This window comes from Microvirga zambiensis WSM3693 (genome assembly GCF_016735695.1).
Taxonomy (GTDB): domain Bacteria; phylum Pseudomonadota; class Alphaproteobacteria; order Rhizobiales; family Beijerinckiaceae; genus Microvirga; species Microvirga zambiensis.
In genome coordinates, this window is sequence record NZ_JAERQD010000009.1 from 1 (window position 1) to 18,160 (window position 18,160).

Below are 18,160 nucleotides of genomic sequence, written 5' to 3' on the forward strand. Positions count from 1 at the left end.
CACGCTGCGGGCCCCACGGTGCTGGCTCTTTGATATTCACATTCATCATCCCCTCCGCCGTCATGGCCGCACTTGGTGCGGCCACCCACGCCTTGGGAGCCGCGACGCTGCTTAAGACGTGGGTGCCCGGGACAAGCCCGGGCATGACGGCGAGGGGACGGGCATGACGGCGCAGGGTGGGATGACGGGTGTGTGCTCGAGGCCTCGATCGGTCAGATCGCCTTTCCGAGCCGCCCCGCCAGATCCTGGATGAACTGCCAGGCCGTGCGGCCCGAGCGTGCGCCGCGGGTGGTTGCCCATTCGAGCGCTTCTGCGCGGACGGCGTCGCGGTCGGCCTGAAGGCCGAGATGGTCGACATAGGCGAAGACCATGTCGAGATATTCGTCCTGGCTGCATTTGTGGAAGCCGAGCCAGAGGCCGAAACGGTCCGACAGGGAGACCTTCTCCTCCACCGCCTCGCCCGGATTGATGGCGGTCGAGCGCTCGTTCTCCATCATGTCGCGGGGCAGCAGGTGGCGGCGGTTCGAGGTGGCGTAGAAGATCACGTTGTCCGGCCGTCCTTCGATTCCACCCTCCAGCACGGCCTTGAGCGACTTGTAGGAGGTGTCGTCCGCATCGAAGGACAGGTCGTCGCAGAAGACCACGAAGCGGTGCGGATCGGCCCGCAGGAGGCCCATCAGGTCGGGCAGGGTCTCGATATCCTCCCGGTGGATCTCGATCAGCTTGAGCGGGCGCGATCCCGCAGGTTTCGTGTGATTGATCTCCGCATGGACGGCCTTGACCAGGGACGACTTGCCCATGCCCCGGGCGCCCCAGAGCAGGGCGTTGTTGGCCGGCAGGCCCTTGGCGAAGCGCTGGGTATTCTCGGCGAGCAGGTCACGGACGCGGTCGATCCCGCGAAGCAGGCTCATCTCGACCCGGTTCACCTTGGGCACGGGTGAGAGCCTGCGCCCCGCCGCGAGCCAGACGAAGGCGTCGGCAGCAGTAAAATCGGCGTGAGCGGCCCCGGCGGGGGCAAGGCGCTCGAGGGCATCGGCGATGCGCGTCAAAAGCGCCGCGGTTTCAGGTGAGTTGAGATCTGCGGGCATAGTCGGGCTGGCCATCCAGAGTACGGAAAGGCCCTGCTTAGAGCATTTTTCGGCGAAGTGGATCCGGTTCGCCGGCAAAAAATGCGGCAAACCGACGAAGAGAGCCGATTCCATGCCAATGGAAACGGCTCCAGCGCATAAAGCGTCGCAGGGTCCATCGACGAGCCTTTGGAAATCCGAGCAACTTCATTGATTTCGGCGAGTCGATGGGTATAGTCCGCCACGCTTTGAATCCCGTCCGGCGCGGGTGGGCAAAAAAACGCCCGCCACGCGCCTTTATCCATGGAGAGCCCGCTTGTTCATCACACCTGCCTTCGCACAAGGGGCCCCCGCGGGGGGCGGAATGGAGATGATCCTTCAATTCGTCCCGTTCGTCCTCATATTCGTCATCATGTGGTTCCTGATCATTCGGCCGCAGCAGCGCCGGGTGAAGACCCACCAGGAGATGATCAAGAACGTGCGCCGCGGCGACACGGTCGTCACCTCCGGCGGCATCATCGGCAAGGTGACCAAGGTGACCGAGGACAGCGCCGATATCGAGGTCGAGATCGCCGACGGCGTGAAGGTGAAGGTGGCCCGGGCCATGATTTCCGACGTCCGCTCCAAGAGCGAGCCGGTCAAGGCCTGATTGATGAAGAGGCCGGCCCTCCGCCTGCGGGCGGGCCGGTTCGCCGCTCGAGCGAGCGGCCCGATGTGTGAGAAAGGTTGAGCCGACGATGCTACGCTTCTCGAGGTCGAAGATCATCGCCACCGTGGCGATCATTGTAATCGGCCTGCTTCTTGCGGTTCCGAGCGCCATGAATCGCGAGCAGCGTCAGGCCTACCTGAACGCCATCCCGAGCTGGGTTCCGCACTGGCTCGTCCCGTCGCGCGCCATCGTGCTCGGCCTCGACCTGCAGGGCGGCTCGCACGTCCTGCTCGAGGTCGATGCCCAGGATCTGCTGCGCGGCCAGGTCACGATCCTGCGCGACGACGTCCGCCGGATCCTGCGCGACACGCGCGTTTCCTCCCAGAACGGCATTCAGACCGTCCCCCGGGGCGTTCAGATTCGCGTGCCGGATGCCGCCGACCGTGACCGGCTCATGCCGCGCCTGCGGGAATTGTCGCAGCCGATCGGCAATGCCATGCTGGGTCAGGCCGGCGGCAATGCCGTCGAGATCAACACCACGCCCGACGGCGTGATCACGCTGACCTATACCGAGGCCGGCATCAACGAGCGCATACGCCGCGCCGTCGATCAGTCCATCGAGGTCGTTCGTCGCCGTATCGACTTCGGCGGCACGACCGAGCCCAGCATCCAGCGCCAGGGCGCGGACCGCATTCTCGTGCAGGTCCCGGGGCTGCAGGATCCGCAGCAGCTCAAGACGCTCCTGGGCGAGACCGGCAATCTGGAGTTCCGCCTGCTGGCTCAGCCCGGCGCGACCGATGTCGACATGCTTCCCATGGAGGATCAGGGCGGCCAGCGCGTTCCCGTCGAGCGCCGCGTGATCGCCGAGGGCGGTGACCTGACCGATGCTCAGCCCGCATTCGACTCGCAGTCCCATCAGCCCATCGTCAATTTCCGCTTCAATATTCGCGGTGCCCAGCGCTTCGGCCAGGCGACGACGGAAAATCTCGGCCGTCAGCTCGCCATCGTGCTCGACAACCGGGTGATCTCCGCACCGACGATCCAGTCGCCCATCACCGGCGGCTCGGGTCAGATCTCCGGCAGCTTCACGGTCGAGCAGGTCAATAATCTTGCCGTTCTGCTCCGCTCCGGCGCGCTGCCCGCCAAGCTCACCATCGTCGAGGAGCGCACCGTCGGCCCCGGCCTCGGCCGCGACTCCATCCAGGCCGGCAAGACGGCCACCTACGTGGCGGGCATCTTCGTGATCATCTTCATGTTCGCGACCTACGGTCTCTTCGGCCTGTTCGCCAACATCGCGCTTCTCGTCCACGTGGGCCTCATCTTCGGCCTGATGTCCGTGCTCGAGGCGACGCTGACCCTGCCGGGCATCGCGGGCATCGTGCTCACCATCGGCACCGCCGTGGACTCGAACGTGCTGATCTACGAGCGCATCCGCGAGGAATTCAAGGCGGGCCGGTCCATGGTGTCCGCAATCCAGGCGGGCTTCGACCGCGCCTTCGCGACCATCGTGGATTCCAACAGCACCATGGCAATCGCAGCCGTGATCCTGTTCTTCCTCGGCTCCGGCCCCGTGCGCGGCTTCGCGGTCGTGTTCATTCTCGGCATCCTGACGACGGTTCTCACCGCCGTGACCCTGACGCGCATGATGATCGCGCTCTGGTATCACTGGATGCGTCCCAAAGCTCTTCCGTTCTAAGGAGTGCGTATCGTGCGCCTCGTTCGCCTCTGGCCCGAAAACTCACACTTCGACTTCATGCGCTTCCGGCGCTTCTCGTTCCCGCTCTCGGCGGTCATCTCCATCCTGACGGCGCTGATGCTCTTCAGCGGCGGCCTCAATTTCGGCATCGATTTCCGTGGCGGCACGCTCATGGAAATCCAGGCGAAATCCGGCCAGGCCAATGTCGGCCAGATCCGCCAGACCGCCGAAGGCTTCGGCTTCGGCGACGTGGAGGTGCAGGAATTCGGCGCCGCCGGCGAGGTCTCGCTGCGCTTCCCGATCCAGTCCGGCGGCGAGGCTGCGCAGGCGGCCGTGGTGCAGAAGGCGCGCGACACGTTCGGCAACGACTATGAGTTCCGCCGCGTCGAAACGGTGGGTCCGCGCGTATCGGGCGAGCTCGTCCAGTCCGGCACCATCGGCGTCGTGCTCTCGGTCATCGCGGTGCTGTTCTATCTCTGGTTCCGCTTCGAGCGCGAGCTGGCGATCGCCTCGATCATCGGCACCCTGCACGACATCGTGCTCACCATCGGCTTCTTCGTGATCACCCGGCACGAGTTCAACATGACCTCGATCGCGGCGATCCTGACCATCGTGGGCTATTCGCTCAACGAAACGGTGGTGGTCTTCGACCGGACCCGCGAGCTGATGCGCCGCTACAAGACGATGCCGGCCGAGGAGCTGTTGAACCTGTCGATCAACCACACCATGTCCCGCACGGTGATGACGGCAGCGACGACCGCGCTCTCGCTTCTGGCGCTGGTGCTGTTCGGCGGACAGGCGATCCAGGGCTTCGCGCAGGTCATGCTCTACGGCGTCGTCATCTGCACGTATTCGGCCATCTGCATTTCGTCGCCCATGCTGATCTATATCGGTCTGCGCGGATCGGAGACGGTCAAGGTGCCGGAGGGCAGCAGGGCCGCCGCAGCGGAGTAGGACCATGAGCGATGGTCGCCTCTACGATGGCTTTCTGCCCGGACGCTATCCGTTCGATGCCTATGGCAACGGCGGTTTCCGCTTTGCCGACATGTCGCATCGCGGATCGCTGCTGGCTCTGCCGTCGGGGGTCCGGGCCTGGCCCGTGAACTCCGTCTCCGAGCTCACCGACGAGGCGCTCGATCCCGTCTTCGCCGAAGCGGGCGAGATCGAGCTGCTGCTGTTCGGCACGGGGGCCGAGATCGCAGCCATACCGGCTGCGTTCCGCACCCGTTTCCGGGAGGCGGGGATCGGCCTCGACGTGATGCAGACGGGTGCCGCCGCCCGCACCTACAACATCCTGCTTGCCGAGAACCGCAAGGTAGGCGCCGCCCTGATCGCCGTTCCCTGACATGGAACCGCAGGCAATCTCCAACTTCGCGCATTGCGAAGCCCTCGTGCGCGAGGCCGATCCCGACCGCTATTGGGCGAGCCTCTTCGCGCCGGCCGACAAGCGTCCGCATCTTCACGCGCTTTACGCCTTCAATTTCGAGATCGCCCGCGTTCGTGAATCCGTGCGCGAGGCGCTCGTCGGCGAGATCCGCCTGCAATGGTGGCGCGATGCCCTCCAGGGCGAGGCGAGGGGCGATGTGCGGGCCAATCCGATCGCGGCCGCCCTCGACGACACCATCGTTCAGTTCCGCCTGCCGCGTCAGTCGTTCGTCGACCTGATCGATGCAAGGATCTTCGATCTCTACGATGATCCGATGCCGAACCTGAACGACCTGGAAGGCTATTGCGGCGAGACCTCGTCGAGCCTGATCCAGCTTTCGAGCCTCATCCTCTCCGACGGTTCGAACCCTGGCACGGCCGATGCCGCCGGCCATGCGGGCGTGGCTTATGCGATCACCGGATTGCTGCGCGCCTTTCCGCTCCATGCCCGCCAGGGGCAGGTCTATGTTCCGGCCGACATTCTCGCCCGGCATGGCGTGGTCCGCGAGGACATCGTCACCGGACGCGGCGGGCCGGGGCTGAAGGGCGCGCTTGCCGACCTGCGCGCCGTCGCCCGCCGGCATCTGGAGCAGGTGCGCACCCTTCGGACCACGATTCCGGATACCGCGAAGCCTGGCTTCCGGCCGCTTGGTCTGGTCCAGCCCTATCTCAAGGCCATGGAGCGGCGGGACTACGATCCGTTCCACACGATTGTCGACATCCCGCAATGGCGCCGCGTCTGGGCGCTCTGGCGCGGGCCGTTTTAGGAAGACTCCCGCTCCTCCGTGTCATCCCGGACGAAGCGCAGCGAAGATCCGGGATCCATAACCGCTAACAGTCGAGAAAGAGGCGAAACACTCCTCACTCTTTCTTGGAATATCGTGGTTATGGATCCCCGCCTGCACGGGGATGACAATGTCGGGCCTCGGGTGCTTGATCTGAAAGCGATCCCGGATCGGCTGCGCACTCCGGGACAGTGAGAGCGTTACTCCGCCGCCGCCGGCAATACGCCGCCCGATAGCCAAGCTGAGAGATCGGCCCGAGCGCGGTCGGTCAGCGCCTTCTTCCTCGCAACAGCCTTGGCAGGGCCGCGCAGGCGCTTGCCGTCCTCGGATTTCGGGGCGTAATCCAGCGGCGGGAAGAGGCCGAAATTGACGTTCATCGGCTGGAACGAGCGCGGGCCTTCGTCGATGGTCTCGATGTGGCCACCCGTGATGTGGTTGACGAGCGCGCCGAGCGCCGTCGTATGCGGCAGCGACTGGATCGGACGGCCCAGACGCTCGGCGGCGGCGAAACGGCCGGTCATCAGGCCCACGGCTGCGCTCTCGACATAGCCTTCGCAGCCGGTGATCTGGCCGGCGAAGCGCAGGCGCGGCATCGCCTTGAGACGCAGGGTCGGATCGAGAAGCTTTGGCGAATTGAGATAGGTGTTGCGGTGGATGCCGCCGAGACGCGCGAACTCGGCGTTCTCCAAGCCGGGGATCATGCGCAGGATTTCGGTCTGCGCGCCGTATTTCAGCTTGGTCTGAAAGCCGACCATGTTGAACAAGTTGCCGAGCGCGTTGTCCTGGCGCAGCTGCACGATGGCGTAAGGCTTTTTATCGGGGTTGCGCGGATCGGTCAGGCCGACGGGCTTCATCGGCCCGTGGCGCAGGGTCTCGCGGCCGCGCTCTGCCATGACCTCGATCGGCAGGCAGCCGTCGAAATAGGGAGTGTTGGCCTCCCATTCCTTGAACTCGGTCTTGTCGCCGGCGATCAGCGCGTCGATGAAGGCGTCGTACTGCTCCCGGGTCATGGGGCAGTTGATGTAATCCTTGCCCGTGCCGCCCGGTCCGACCTTGTCGTAGCGCGACTGGAACCAGGCCACCTCCATGTTGATGGACTCGCGGTAGACGATCGGCGCGATGGCATCGAAGAAGGCGAGAGACGTCTCGCCCGTCAGCTGAAGGATCGCCTCGGCCAGCGCGGGCGAGGTGAGGGGACCGGTGGCAACGATCACGGAAGACCATTCCTCCGGCGGCAAACCGGCGATCTCGCCGCGCTCGATGGTGACGAGCGGATGCGCTTCGAGCGCTGCCGTGACAGCTTCGGAAAAACCGTCGCGATCGACCGCCAAGGCGCCGCCGGCGGGCACCTGGTTGGCGTCACCCTTCGCGATGATGAGCGAGCCGAGCGTCCGCATCTCCTGATGCAGAAGGCCGACCGCATTGGTCTCGGCATCGTCCGAACGGAACGAGTTGGAGCAGACGAGCTCGGCGAGACCTTGCGTCTTGTGTGCGTCGGTGCCGCGCACGGGACGCATCTCGTGGAGAACGACCGGCACACCCGCCTGGGCGATCTGCCAGGTCGCTTCGGAGCCGGCAAGGCCGCCGCCGACGACGTGAATGGGTTCGATCTTGCTCATAATCATTCTCCCGAGCGGCTTTGTTGACTCCCTCGGGAGCGCTGGTCAAGCTGAGCCAGTGATATTCGGAAAGGCCTCAAACGCCATGCAATCCAGGCGTCCCGTCGTCCTTATTACAGGTGGTAGCCGCGGCATAGGGGCTGCGGTGGCGCAGCTCGCAGCAGCTCGCGGCTACGATGTCGCCATCACCTTCCGCTCGGAGCGCGAAGCTGCCGAGCAGATCGTGGAAAGATGCCGTGCCGCAGGCGCCAATGCTGTCACATGCCAGGGCGACGTGGCGGTGGAGGGCGACGTGGCGCGCCTGTTCGACGAGGTCGAGGCCGTTCTCGGGCCGATCTCGCACGTGGTGAACAACGCGGGCATTACTGGAAAATCCGCCAAGCTGGCTGAGGCCTCGGTCGAGGCGATCCGCAGCTGCATCGACGTCAACGTCCTCGGCGCCCTATGGGTCGCGCGGGAGGCAGCTCGCCGGCTGCCGGGCAGCCCGGGCGACATCGCGCGGAGCATCGTCAACATCTCGTCCGTTGCCGCCTCCCTCGGCAGCCCGAATGAATATGTCTGGTATGCCGCCTCGAAGGGAGCCATCGACTCGCTGACGGTCGGGCTGTCGAAGGAGCTTGCCCCGCAGGGGGTTCGGGTCAACGCCGTATCGCCCGGCATGACCAAGACCGACATCCACGAGCGCAGTACCCAGGATGCCGGACGCCTGGAGCGCCTGCGGCCTCATATTCCGCTGAACCGGATCGGCGAGCCGGAGGAGATCGCCGAGGCGGTGCTGTTCCTGATGTCGGACGCGGCGTCCTACATCACCGGCGCCAATATCCCCGTCTCGGGCGGGCGGTGACGGGTGACGGGAGCATTTTTCGGCAAAGTGGATCCGGTTTGCCGTCAAAAAATGCGGCAAAGCAAAGAAGAGGGCTGTTTCCACGCCAGTGGAAACAGCCCTAGACAAGCAAACGCCCGCCTGAAGGGGCGGGCGAGGGCCTTTTGCTGCAATGCAGCGAAGTTTTACGCGAAAGCGTTCTGGCGGGCGACGCTCTCGATCTGGAAGCGAGAGATGCCGAGATCGTCGAGCTCGCGGTCGGAGAGCAGGGAAAGCTCACGGACGGTCTCGCGATAACGCATGTAAGAGCGGACCTTAGAGAGGATATAGGAAACGAACATTGGTGACTCCTGATTAGTTGCCGGCCCGTTTTGACCGGTGCCTTTGTTCTTGCGTTTGCAGTGCGGTATATACGTCTGTGCGGTGCCGAAGAGGAGTGGTAATAATGTAGGTCTGTTATGCTTTGGTAGCATGACGTCCTAATGCCACGTTAACCGTGCTGCGAATCGCTCATGGCTCTTGGCCGGGGAACCACCCAGGATGAGATGCCTGAAAACAGAAACGGCCCCGGTTGCGGGGCCGTTTTGTCCGACAGGGATTGCGCGGAGCTAGAGCACGAAAAAGTCGTTCTTCGTCAGCGTCAGGCCCGCATTCAGCTGTGCGAATTTGACCGCGGCGCCGCCGCCGGTCCCGTCGGCGTCGTAGAACAGGGCGCCGGTCGCCTTGTCGTAAATGACGCGGTCAGAGGCATCTCTGGCCTTGGTGCCCGTGGTGAAGGCGCTGCCCGCCAGCCAGCCATCCCGCCCGACCCGGGTGAAGACCGCATTGTCGAGCATGATCGTATCGTCCACCGGGCGGAAATCGACGATCCGGTCGATATTGTTCAGGGAGGGGCGCGTGTCGAAGACGAAGTAATCCTGGCCGCTGCCGCCGGTCAGGTGGTCGCTCTCGGCGCCTCCACTCAGATAGTCGCTGCCCGCCCCGCCGTTCAGGGTATCCCGGCCGGTGCCGCCATAGAGATCGTCGTCCCCGCGCAGGCCGTACAGCCGGTCGGATCCGGCGTCTCCCCTGACGATGTCGTCGCCGTCATACGAATACACCACGTCGTTGCCGGCGCCGGCGCGGATGATGTCGTCGTAGTCATTGCCGTAGAAGGTGTCGTGACCTCTATTGAGCGTCACGTACCAGGCATAGCCCTGCATCTCGTCCACATTCGTGTGGAGATCGAGGCTTTTGATGGTGAGGATGGCCTGATCGTTGTTCTCGTAGAAGAGATCGTCGATGATGACGTTGTAGCCATCGGTCCAGTAATTGGCCGTGAAATAATCGACGAGGCTGCTGCCGAAGATCTCGTACTCCGCCGTTTCGCCATCGTCGAAGACGAGGTCGATTGAGACGTGCGGATTGGCACCGATGAAAGTCCAGCCGGAGCTGCTGGTGCTGGACATGTTGAAGCCCACGCCTGCCGCATTGAACGCCTCGAAAACTGCCATGGCTGCACCGATCCCCGCTAACAATCGATAGCGCTAAGCTAGAACGGTGAACGTGAACTTAAGCTGTATGGGGCGACAGAATGACGTTCAGGTGAATGGTAAAGACTTTGTTGAGGTCTCAGGTCATTGTCTCCAGCCCGCCCGTCCTCTGTGAGTTTTTGAACAAACGTTCATCTTCGAACCCGATGAGGCTTATAAAATCAGTTACTTAAAGTTATTGGGAACAGTCTGCACGGGCTGGCGTTCACTCCCCACTTTTACTGTGATGGAGATGGATCCGTGAAGACAGTTGCTCTTGGAGCCGCTCTTCTCTTGCTGAGCAGTGCGGCCTATGCCCAGACATCGACCCAGACCAATACCGGCACGACGACCCAGTCTCAATCGTCGCCGGATTCGAGCAGGCTGCTCCGCAACCAATCGGGTAGCAGCAGCCGGACGGAGACTACCGGTTCGACGCAGCGCGAGTCCTCTGGTGTGCAGACCAATGTGCGCACTCGCCAAGAGAGCGGTGCGCGCGTCGGCGTGGGCATCGAGACCCGTGAGCGGTCGGGCGTTTCTGTTCGGTCGCGTACGGTGCGAGAGGTCGACGAGCCGAGCGTGTCCGTCACGCGTCGCCGGAGCGTCACGACCTATGAGGAGCCCGACACCGAGATCCACCGCACCGTGGTGAAGAAGAAGCCCACCAAGAAGGTTGTGGTGAAGAAGACCAAGCGCACGAACAAGGTCGTGTCGAAGAAGCGCCGCTACCACGTGGTCGAGCAGCCGGTGGAGGTGCGTCGCCGGACGGTCCGCCGCTACGAGGAGATCAACGAGCCGAGCGTGTCGTTAAGAAGCCGCACGACGATTCGCCGGACTCAGGACACCTCGCCACGGATCGGCGTTTCCGTTGAGCAGCGCCGTTCGAACGACGTCAACGTCTCGACCAGCCGGACCCGCTCGTCCGCGCCCGAGACAACAGGCACCATTTCGACCCGCAACCGGACGGATGTGAATGGACCCGCGTCCAGCGGCGGCAGCAGCTCGACCAATATGCGACTGCAGCAGCGCGGCTCCTCTGGGAGCGATAACGGCGGCATGAACCAGTAGGCGATGCCAGACACTGCGATGGAGAGGTCGGATCCGACCTCTCCATCGCAGCTTGCCTCCACGTCTCATTCGGATCGGAGTATGACGATGAAGAAAACCTTGGTAGCGATCAGTGTCGCTCTTCTTGCCGCTACGTCGTTCGGTGGCGTGGCGGAGGCCCGTCCGGGCAAGGGCAGGGGCCATGCCTATGGGCACTACAAGAACTATAAGGCTCAGCGCTACGTCGTTCAGAGACGGAGCAACAACAATGCGGCGATTGCCGCCGGCGTGACTGGCGCGATCATCGGCGGTGCGCTTGCGGCAACCTCACGGCCCGCCTACCGCACCTACGACCGGCCTTATTACCGGACATATGATGCGCCACGGCGCACCTATTACCGGGAAGACTATTACGATTACGGTTATTGACCTTGGAAGGGCGCCCTGGCGCCCTTTCTCTTATCGGTTCATGTTTCCGACAGAAATCACGGCGCGGAGGGGGCCGTATTCCGTCTGCTTCCTGACGTCGAGCCTCACACGTCCGCTCGCCTGCGTGCCGTAGGAATCCTTCGATCTGATCCGGGACGAGCCGACGAGCGCATCGGCCCGCACCCGGCCGCTGATCCGCACGCAAGTGTCGGAGGCCTGAAGCATTGCGAAACCCGGTGGGCATGACGAGGCGGCCTGGGCTTGGCCTGCCAGGGCGAAACTCAAGAAACCGAGGGCGAAAGCGGAAAGACGCGTCATGACGAGCTTAAGTTTAGTCGCTCCGCTTCACCGCTGACAAGATCGCTGCTCAGCTGCGATCGGTTCCGTCGGCTGCCCCGATCCGCCGCATGGCGGGGTTCTGGACATCAGGGAGATGATAGGGGATAGGCTGGGTATCATTTCCGTAACGGAATGATCGTAGGGTGCTGCGATCCTCCGCTTTGAACTCGCGTTGCCTGCCTCGATGGTTCTTGATCCTGCCACTCTCACGGTCACCTTCGTCCTGCTGTCGGCCGTGCTGGGCCTGTTGCTCCTGTTCTCCTGGGCGCTGAACAGGAAGGTGACGGCGCTTGCCTGGTGGGGCAGCTCGTTCTGGCTCATTGCGATCGGGATCGGGGCCGCCAATCTCGGGCATGGGCAACCGGCCTACGCCGTTCTGCTTGGAGCAAACGCTCTGGCTTTGCTGAGCTATGGCGCTCTTTACACCGGCTGCAGGGTCTTCAACGGCCGCCCTGCATCCGCGCGCGGCGCCCTCGCCGGAGTTGCTGCCTGGATCGCAGCTTTTCCGTTCATTGCGTCCTCGCAGGGCTACCGATTGATCATGGCATCGCTGCTCGCCTGTGCCTACTCGATCATATCCGCCTGGGAGTTGGGCAGGCATGCCAAGCGGCCGCTGGCATCGCCACGTGTGGCAGTCGTGCTCCTGCTTGGGCTTGCCGCCTTCAATCTGTCTCGTGCGGGGCTCGGCGTTACGCTGACCTCCGTATCCTGGATCGATGCTTTCGCCAGTCGCTGGTCGCCCTCCATGGCGCTCCTCCTGGTGGTCTTCGGATCCACCCTGGCCTTCATGCTGCTGTCGATGGCCAAGGAGAGCATCGAGTTCGAATACAAGCAGGCCGCTCTTATCGATCCCCTGACTGGTGCCCCGAACCGGCGTGCCTTCATGCGCAATGCGTCCCGGCTCCTTGCAGGGCTCGAGGGCAGGGCGGCGAGCTGCCTCCTGTTCGATCTCGACAATTTCAAGTCGATCAACGACCGCTACGGCCACGATACCGGCGACCGCGTTCTCACGATCTTCGGAGAGGTGCTGGCGAGCCATCTGCCCGAGCGCAGCTTCGGACGGCTGGGGGGCGAGGAGTTCGGAGCGATCCTCTCGCTCGATTCCCGCGCCGCGGCCGATCTGGCCGACAGGATCCGGCATGCTTTCGCCGCGTCCGCCAAGGAAAGCCTCGACGGCGCCGCCAAGGCGACGGTCAGCGTGGGTTGCGCCACAGGTGCTGGTCTCGACGCGAATACCATGCTCCAGCGCGCCGATGAGGCGCTCTACCGCGCGAAGCGGGGAGGGCGCAACACGGTCATCGCGGCCTGATGGCGGAGACGGGTACGGGGGCGCCGGGGGCTTGAGCTCGCTTTCGTGTGCCCTGCGCGACCGATCAGGTAGCCGACAAAATGCGGGTCAGGCCTGCTCCGAAAGCGGTATCCCCTTTCCCGGCAGATGCGCTAAATCCTTGAATTCAGGGAATGGAAACCGCCGGGTGCCAAGAACAGATCATTGCATTACTCTGCGTTAATTCCTCATAAGGCAGAATGTGCAATGGTTCCTAGAGTATGGCAGCCGTGTCCGGGGGGTCAGGCGTGACAGACGAAGAGATTGAAGTTGTCGCAGAAGAACTGGCGAAGGCCGGAGGCGTATCATGGTATCCGGGACGTACGCGCGGCGCACTCCTGCGCCCGGTAAGCGAGCGCTATCGGGATCGGGCGCGGCTGGCGATCGCCGCTCTCGACCGGTTGCGGGCCGTCAACGGCCCCACCGAGGTGCCGGAAGCGGATGCGAACGGCCAGCCGGCACCGAAGGGCCAGTCTGCGGAACATCCGGAAGACATTCGGCCGGGCGCCACCGTGGTTTACCGTCCGCCGGGCGATCAGCGGGCGCTTACCTGCCGGGTCGAGCGCGTCGAGGAGGGGCGTGCCTATCTCGTCCCGGCGCCGCGGGCGGATATCGGCTGGGTGTTCCTGGACAATCTCATGCCGCTGAAGACCGAGACTTCGACGAAAGGCGAGGAGTGAGCGGATCCCCAGGATCCCTTCACTTCCGCGCCAAAAAGCGCTAGCAGATTCCGTCCCGTTCGAGTGGGTGGTCAATCCCGAAATGCGTTGCTTCTTCCACCTTGTGAACGATCATGAAGAGATCGTCGACAATACAGGGATCGAAGTCCACGATTTGGAGAGCGCCAAGGATCAGGCTCAGCTCGCCATCACCGAGTTGCGCCATGAGATTGGTGAGGATATCGCCGATTGGTCCGGTTGGCGGCTCAATATCGTCTGCTCCCGAGGGACGCTCCTGCACTCCATGGCACTGAACAACACCGTGCATTGAGCGGTCGCTTCCGGCGCGAATACTCTAAGCCAAGACATCATGCATGCAGCCTTCGTTCGAGAAGCAGCATTTTTAGTGCGCTTAATCTAACGATATATCACGAGATCAGCATGTCATATGTTTATATGAAATTACGTTGTAGCGTAATATAAAACGAATTGTAGGCGTTGCTTGCGATATTTATCAAAGGTTGTGGAACTTATTTCCTGGAAACTGAGTCTTTCCTCGCGATAGCCCCGTCCGGGTTAGCTCCAAAGGAGTATAAAATGGATTCGCGTGGACGTTCAGTGAGCCTTGGCCGCAAGGCTTTTCTCTACAGTGCGGCTGTTCTTCTGATTTCAGGTTTTATGGGTGATCCCGTCTCGGCGCAGGATCGTCCTGGGCGGTCCGACGACTCAGGGGGTGGACTCGGCATCAGCATAGGCGGCAACAACGGAATCTCGGCCGGACTCGGGCTGGGGCTCGGCGGCAGCAATGGCGTGTCGGCCGGTCTCGGAGCCAACATCGGAGGCTCAGGTGGGGTCAATGCCGGGCTCGGCGCCAATGTCGGCGGCTCGAACGGCGTGTCTACCGGGGCTGGAGCGAATGTCGGTGGCTCGAGTGGCGTCAGTGCGGGCCTTGGTGCCAGTGTCGGCGGTTCCTCGGGAGTCAATGCCGGCGGTGGCGCCAGCATCGGCGGATCGCGTGGCGTCAATGCCGGTCTCGGGGCGAGCATTGGTGGATCGAGCGGCGTCAATGCCGGTCTCGGCGCCAGCGTCGGAGGTTCGGACGGCGTGACCGCTGGACTTGGCACCAGCATCGGCGGATCGGGCGGAGTGACGGCCGGTGTCGGCGCCGGAATTGGCGGTTCGAACGGCGTCGATATCGGTGCCGGAATCGGAATTGGCGGGAGGGGCAGCTCCAGTGGCGGATCGGTCGGTGGGGGAACGGGAGGAACCGGCAGCATCGGCAGCACCGGTGGGCTCGCCAATCCGCGCTCTCCTGGCGCAAGCGTGCGCAATCCTCCGACCACGGGCACCGTCAATCCGAGCGCGCCAGCGCAGACCGAACGTCTCAGGGCAGAACTGCGCAATATGAGAGACGACGAGATCGTGAAGTTGCGGCGCAGCTGCGCCACGGTCGCAGCTTCTCCGGACGGCTTCGACTCAGACATGCAGGCGCTCTGTCGTCTGATGAGCCGGATGTCCGCCCTTTAACGGATCGCGTAAGCAGGCAGGGGCGCGGCATCACGGCCGCGCCCTTTGCTTTTGCGGAACCTTATCGCCACGCCGTGACGACAAGCGCACTCATGCGGCTCTCGATCGGCCCCGGGCCGAAGCGGGCCTTAAGGGCCTCGCTGACTTGTGCGGTGACCTCCTCGAGTCGATCAGCCCCGCGCGCCTCAATCTCGCTGCGCAGCGGAGAGCCCTGACAGAGCCCCGTTGCCGGCTCGCGCGATGAGGGAGCCGTGCTCATCTTCTCGACGGTTTCGATCTCCACATTCTCGAAACCAGCCTGCTGAATCTCGCCGCGGATGCGGTCGCGGTCGCAATAGCCGAAGGGCACGCGTTCGATGAAGCGGGGAGGATCGTCCGGAAACGCCTTGCCGGCGGCATCGGAGATGATGCGGCTGACCTCGTTGCGGTCGAGAGAGTCCCAGACGTTGAACATGAAACGCCCATCGGGCTTCAGCACCCGCAGCGTCTCGCGGTAGGCGGCGAGCTTGTCGGGAAAGAACATCACGCCGAACTGGCACAGAACCGCGTCGAAGGATGCATCGTCGAACGGCAGCTGCTGTGCATCGGCCTGCTGCCACCGCACGTTCGGGGCCCGAAGCTTGCCGGCCGCAAGGTCCAGCATGGCCTGATTGAGATCGGTGGCGACGATCTCCACCTGCTGCGGCAGAGCCTTCGCCAGGGCGCGGGTGACGATGCCCGTTCCCGCCGCCGTCTCAAGGATGCGTCCCTCTCTGACCCCGCTCAGACGGGAGGCCAGGTCCTCGGCAAAGGGTTGGAAGAGCAGCGACCCGAGATATTGCTCGTAGATCGCCGGAATCGAGCCCGCAAAGGCAGCATCGGTGGCGCTCATCGCCTCCTCCACCGTGAAAGGGCAGAATGATCGCGCCGATGAGGAAGGCAGGCAAGAGCCTCAAAAGGGGTGGCATCCGCCACCTGCGACGGGTCTCAGGTCCGCTTTGGGGACGACGTCAGTTCAGCACTATCGCGCGGTCGCCCCAGGAGCCATGCGAAGGAACGTTTCAACCTGGTCGCGCCGTCCCGCTCGAACCAGCGGCCATGGCTGAAGATGACCCGCTCCGGGTTCCAGGCCACGATCCGTGCGAGGGCCTCCCTTGCTTCCTTGAGGCGCAGGCGAACGACGAGGCGCAGATAGGCGGGAGCCTTGCCGTTGGGCGCCTGGACGCCTGTGAGCTTCGCGAAAAGTCGCGTCCCGAACGACAGCTTTTCCGGCTCCAGGTTCTGGACGAGGTCCGTCAGGATCAGCGTGCGCGTGGGTCTGTGAAAGAAGGCGACCTCGCGAAAGCCCGCGCCGCCCGGCACGACGACCTGCTCGATCTCGCCGTTCCACTCTGCGGGCGGTATGTCCGTCAGGTCGCGGTCGAGGCGCAGGCCTTCCTTCCGCACCTGGGCACGCTCCCGGAGCTTTGGAGCGGCGGAGGTTTTTGCCGCCGGACAGCTCCCCTGCCACCCCTTGAGATGCGTCCAATGAGCGATGTTGGGCGCGACGAGGTGACGGATGGGGCCGAGGGTCTCGATCTCTCGCCGCAGCTCCGCGCTGAACCGCGTCGGGGAATGCAGCCAGACGTCGCCGTTCCCCAGGCGGATCACCGTCATCCGCACCGGCAGGTCCAAGCCCATCGCGTCCTGGGGCCCGCTGTCGACGATCCAGAGATTCTCGGCGACGGGCTTGAGCACATCGAGGGGGGGATAGGTGACGTCTTCACCGGCCATCTGCGCCTCTTTTTCGAACATTCTACTCGTTACAATGCCTCGCCAAGGGTTGAAGGTTCGCTTGCCTTTTCCGCGATTGACGGAAGATGCTCTTACACCTGACAACTCGTGCACCGGAGCCGTGGGGCGCCGGTTATGAATCTCGCTGTTACCGACCTTTTGAACCTACCGTGCGTTTGAGGGATGGCGGCAGGCGAACGCGCATATCATCCTCGATGGTGGAGACAGCCGATGACGCAAGCAAAACTCTTCACGCCGTTCCGGATCGGGAAATTCGAGCTCGCCAACCGCATCGTGATCGCCCCGATGTGCCAATACTCCGCCGAAGACGGATGCATGACCGACTGGCATATGATCCATCTCGGCCAGCTCGCCTTGTCCGGGGCCGCGCTCCTGACCATCGAGGCCACGGCCGTGACGCCGGAGGGGCGGATCACCTACGCGGATGTCGGCCTTTATTCGGACGAAAGCGAAGCCGCGATGCGGCGTGTCCTGGATGGGATCCGCCGCTGGTCGGACATGCCGATCGCCATTCAGCTCGCCCATGCCGGACGCAAGGCCTCCACCGAGGTGCCCTGGAAAGGCGGCGCGCAGATTCCGCCGGATCGGTCCCACGGATGGCAGACGGAGGCGCCCTCGACGATCCCTCATTCCGAAGGCGAGGCTTCCCCGACGGCGCTGGACAAAAGCGGGCTCGAACGGGTGCGGAATGCTTTTGCCGATGCGGCCCGGCGGGCGGCGAGGCTCGACCTCCACGCCGTGCAGGTCCATGCGGCTCACGGCTACCTGCTGCATCAGTTCCTCTCGCCCTTGTCGAACCGGCGTGAGGACGAATACGGCGGATCGCTCGAGAACCGCATGCGCTTCCCGCTCGAGGTGTTCGACGCGGTCCGCGCCGCGTTCTCCGCGGATCGTCCCGTCACGGTGCGCGTGTCGGGCACGGATTGGGTCGAAGGCGGCTGGACGATCGAGGAGACGGTGGAGTTCGCCAAGGCGCTCGAAGCGCGCGGATGCAGCGGCGTCCATGTCTCGAGCGGCGGGCTGGCGCCGGCCCAACGGATTGCGGTGGGGCCGAGCTACCAGGTGCCGCTCGCCCGCGCGGTCAAGGCCGCGACCGCCATGCCCGTGATCGCCGTCGGGCTCATCACCGATTTCGTCCAGGCGGAGGCCATTCTCACCACGGGCGATGCCGATCTCATCGCTCTCGCCCGCGCCATCCTCTACGACCCCCGCTGGCCCTGGCACGCCGCCGCCCATTTCGGCGCCGCCGTGAAGGCCCCGAGCCAGTACCTGCGCTCGCAGCCCCGGCAGTTCCCGCATCTGTTCGATATGCGGGCGGACGATTGAGGGTCCGTGAAGGGGCTGCGCCCATTGACCCCGCACCGCCTTCACGTGTTATCTCGTTTCCGGAGCCGGGGGACCTGGCTCTGGGGCGTGAGAACCCCTCGTAAGGCGGCTGGTATCGGCCGTCATCGATGCCTTCCCAGCCTTATGGCCGGGGAGGC

20 protein-coding genes are annotated in these 18,160 nt (G+C 63.9%); 13 read left to right on the forward strand and 7 right to left on the reverse strand.

The annotated features are described in order from the left end of the window. Positions 1 to 212 precede the first annotated feature (212 nt). A complete protein-coding gene (locus tag JKL46_RS09205; RefSeq protein ID WP_201832148.1) occupies positions 213 to 1,103 on the reverse strand; it encodes an ATP-binding protein in 891 nt (296 codons plus the stop codon). 334 nt (positions 1,104 to 1,437) lie between these two features. On the opposite strand from JKL46_RS09205, the gene yajC reads away from it, so the two are divergent. The 5 genes from yajC (at position 1,438) to JKL46_RS09230 (ending at position 5,604) form a co-directional block, all read left to right on the forward strand. Beyond that, the gene (gene yajC, locus JKL46_RS09210; protein WP_201832422.1) at positions 1,438 to 1,716 is read left to right on the forward strand and encodes a preprotein translocase subunit YajC; all 279 of its coding nucleotides are present in this window, start codon (positions 1,438 to 1,440) and stop codon (positions 1,714 to 1,716) included. Positions 1,717 to 1,804: 88 nt separating this feature from the next. Beyond that, positions 1,805 to 3,412, forward strand: a complete 1,608-nt coding sequence (gene secD, locus JKL46_RS09215) for a protein translocase subunit SecD (protein WP_201832149.1) — start codon at positions 1,805 to 1,807, stop codon at positions 3,410 to 3,412. A 12-nt stretch (positions 3,413 to 3,424) separates the two neighbouring features. After that, a complete protein-coding gene (gene secF / locus JKL46_RS09220; protein WP_201832150.1) occupies positions 3,425 to 4,366 on the forward strand; it encodes a protein translocase subunit SecF in 942 nt (313 codons plus the stop codon). Positions 4,367 to 4,370: 4 nt separating this feature from the next. Continuing rightward, positions 4,371 to 4,757, forward strand: coding sequence for an Mth938-like domain-containing protein (locus JKL46_RS09225; protein ID WP_201832151.1), 387 nt, complete (start codon positions 4,371 to 4,373; stop codon positions 4,755 to 4,757). Position 4,758: 1 nt separating this feature from the next. Further along, positions 4,759 to 5,604, forward strand: a complete 846-nt coding sequence (locus JKL46_RS09230; RefSeq protein WP_201832153.1) for a phytoene/squalene synthase family protein — start codon at positions 4,759 to 4,761, stop codon at positions 5,602 to 5,604. A gap of 218 nt (positions 5,605 to 5,822) precedes the next feature. Here the strand turns inward: JKL46_RS09230 and trmFO are convergent, their stop codons facing one another. After that, positions 5,823 to 7,241, reverse strand: a complete 1,419-nt coding sequence (trmFO, locus tag JKL46_RS09235; protein WP_201832155.1) for a methylenetetrahydrofolate--tRNA-(uracil(54)-C(5))-methyltransferase (FADH(2)-oxidizing) TrmFO — start codon at positions 7,239 to 7,241, stop codon at positions 5,823 to 5,825. Positions 7,242 to 7,326: 85 nt separating this feature from the next. Between trmFO and JKL46_RS09240 the strand changes: the two genes are divergently transcribed. Beyond that, positions 7,327 to 8,085: an SDR family oxidoreductase gene (locus JKL46_RS09240; RefSeq protein ID WP_201832156.1), complete on the forward strand. Its 759-nt coding sequence runs from the start codon at positions 7,327 to 7,329 to the stop codon at positions 8,083 to 8,085. A gap of 164 nt (positions 8,086 to 8,249) precedes the next feature. Here JKL46_RS09240 and JKL46_RS09245 read toward each other — a convergent pair whose 3' ends face one another. Both JKL46_RS09245 and JKL46_RS09250 read right to left on the reverse strand, forming a co-directional pair. Continuing rightward, positions 8,250 to 8,405: a DUF1127 domain-containing protein gene (locus tag JKL46_RS09245; RefSeq protein WP_201832157.1), complete on the reverse strand. Its 156-nt coding sequence runs from the start codon at positions 8,403 to 8,405 to the stop codon at positions 8,250 to 8,252. 267 nt (positions 8,406 to 8,672) lie between these two features. After that, entirely contained in the window at positions 8,673 to 9,557 is an 885-nt protein-coding gene (locus JKL46_RS09250) for a calcium-binding protein (RefSeq protein ID WP_201832158.1), read from the reverse strand. A 279-nt stretch (positions 9,558 to 9,836) separates the two neighbouring features. On the opposite strand from JKL46_RS09250, the gene JKL46_RS09255 reads away from it, so the two are divergent. Beyond that, entirely contained in the window at positions 9,837 to 10,643 is an 807-nt protein-coding gene (locus JKL46_RS09255) for a hypothetical protein (RefSeq protein ID WP_201832159.1), read from the forward strand. A gap of 87 nt (positions 10,644 to 10,730) precedes the next feature. Then, a complete protein-coding gene (locus tag JKL46_RS09260; protein ID WP_201832160.1) occupies positions 10,731 to 11,051 on the forward strand; it encodes a hypothetical protein in 321 nt (106 codons plus the stop codon). Positions 11,052 to 11,081: 30 nt separating this feature from the next. On the opposite strand, the gene JKL46_RS09265 is transcribed toward JKL46_RS09260, so the two are convergent. Next, on the reverse strand, positions 11,082 to 11,369 hold the full coding sequence (locus tag JKL46_RS09265) for a porin (protein ID WP_201832161.1): 288 nt from the start codon (positions 11,367 to 11,369) through the stop codon (positions 11,082 to 11,084). Positions 11,370 to 11,574: 205 nt separating this feature from the next. On the opposite strand from JKL46_RS09265, the gene JKL46_RS09270 reads away from it, so the two are divergent. The 4 genes from JKL46_RS09270 to JKL46_RS09285 all read left to right on the forward strand — a co-directional run bounded on the left by JKL46_RS09270 (position 11,575) and on the right by JKL46_RS09285 (position 14,903). Next, positions 11,575 to 12,699 (forward strand): GGDEF domain-containing protein, encoded by a 1,125-nt coding sequence (locus JKL46_RS09270; RefSeq protein WP_201832163.1) that lies wholly within the window; start codon positions 11,575 to 11,577, stop codon positions 12,697 to 12,699. A 266-nt stretch (positions 12,700 to 12,965) separates the two neighbouring features. Next, entirely contained in the window at positions 12,966 to 13,397 is a 432-nt protein-coding gene (locus tag JKL46_RS09275) for a hypothetical protein (RefSeq protein ID WP_343074032.1), read from the forward strand. A 67-nt stretch (positions 13,398 to 13,464) separates the two neighbouring features. Then, entirely contained in the window at positions 13,465 to 13,707 is a 243-nt protein-coding gene (locus tag JKL46_RS09280; protein WP_343074033.1) for a DUF6894 family protein, read from the forward strand. A 266-nt stretch (positions 13,708 to 13,973) separates the two neighbouring features. Continuing rightward, positions 13,974 to 14,903, forward strand: a complete 930-nt coding sequence (locus JKL46_RS09285; RefSeq protein WP_201832168.1) for a hypothetical protein — start codon at positions 13,974 to 13,976, stop codon at positions 14,901 to 14,903. A gap of 61 nt (positions 14,904 to 14,964) precedes the next feature. Here JKL46_RS09285 and JKL46_RS09290 read toward each other — a convergent pair whose 3' ends face one another. Together JKL46_RS09290 and JKL46_RS09295 are read right to left on the reverse strand one after the other, a co-directional pair. Then, positions 14,965 to 15,774 (reverse strand): class I SAM-dependent methyltransferase, encoded by an 810-nt coding sequence (locus JKL46_RS09290; RefSeq protein ID WP_201832171.1) that lies wholly within the window; start codon positions 15,772 to 15,774, stop codon positions 14,965 to 14,967. Between the two features lie 95 nt (positions 15,775 to 15,869). After that, on the reverse strand, positions 15,870 to 16,655 hold the full coding sequence (locus JKL46_RS09295; RefSeq protein WP_201832173.1) for a DUF4336 domain-containing protein: 786 nt from the start codon (positions 16,653 to 16,655) through the stop codon (positions 15,870 to 15,872). A gap of 231 nt (positions 16,656 to 16,886) precedes the next feature. Between JKL46_RS09295 and JKL46_RS09300 the strand changes: the two genes are divergently transcribed. After that, positions 16,887 to 18,002: an NADH:flavin oxidoreductase/NADH oxidase gene (locus JKL46_RS09300; RefSeq protein WP_201832175.1), complete on the forward strand. Its 1,116-nt coding sequence runs from the start codon at positions 16,887 to 16,889 to the stop codon at positions 18,000 to 18,002. The last annotated feature ends 158 nt before the right edge of the window (positions 18,003 to 18,160 follow it).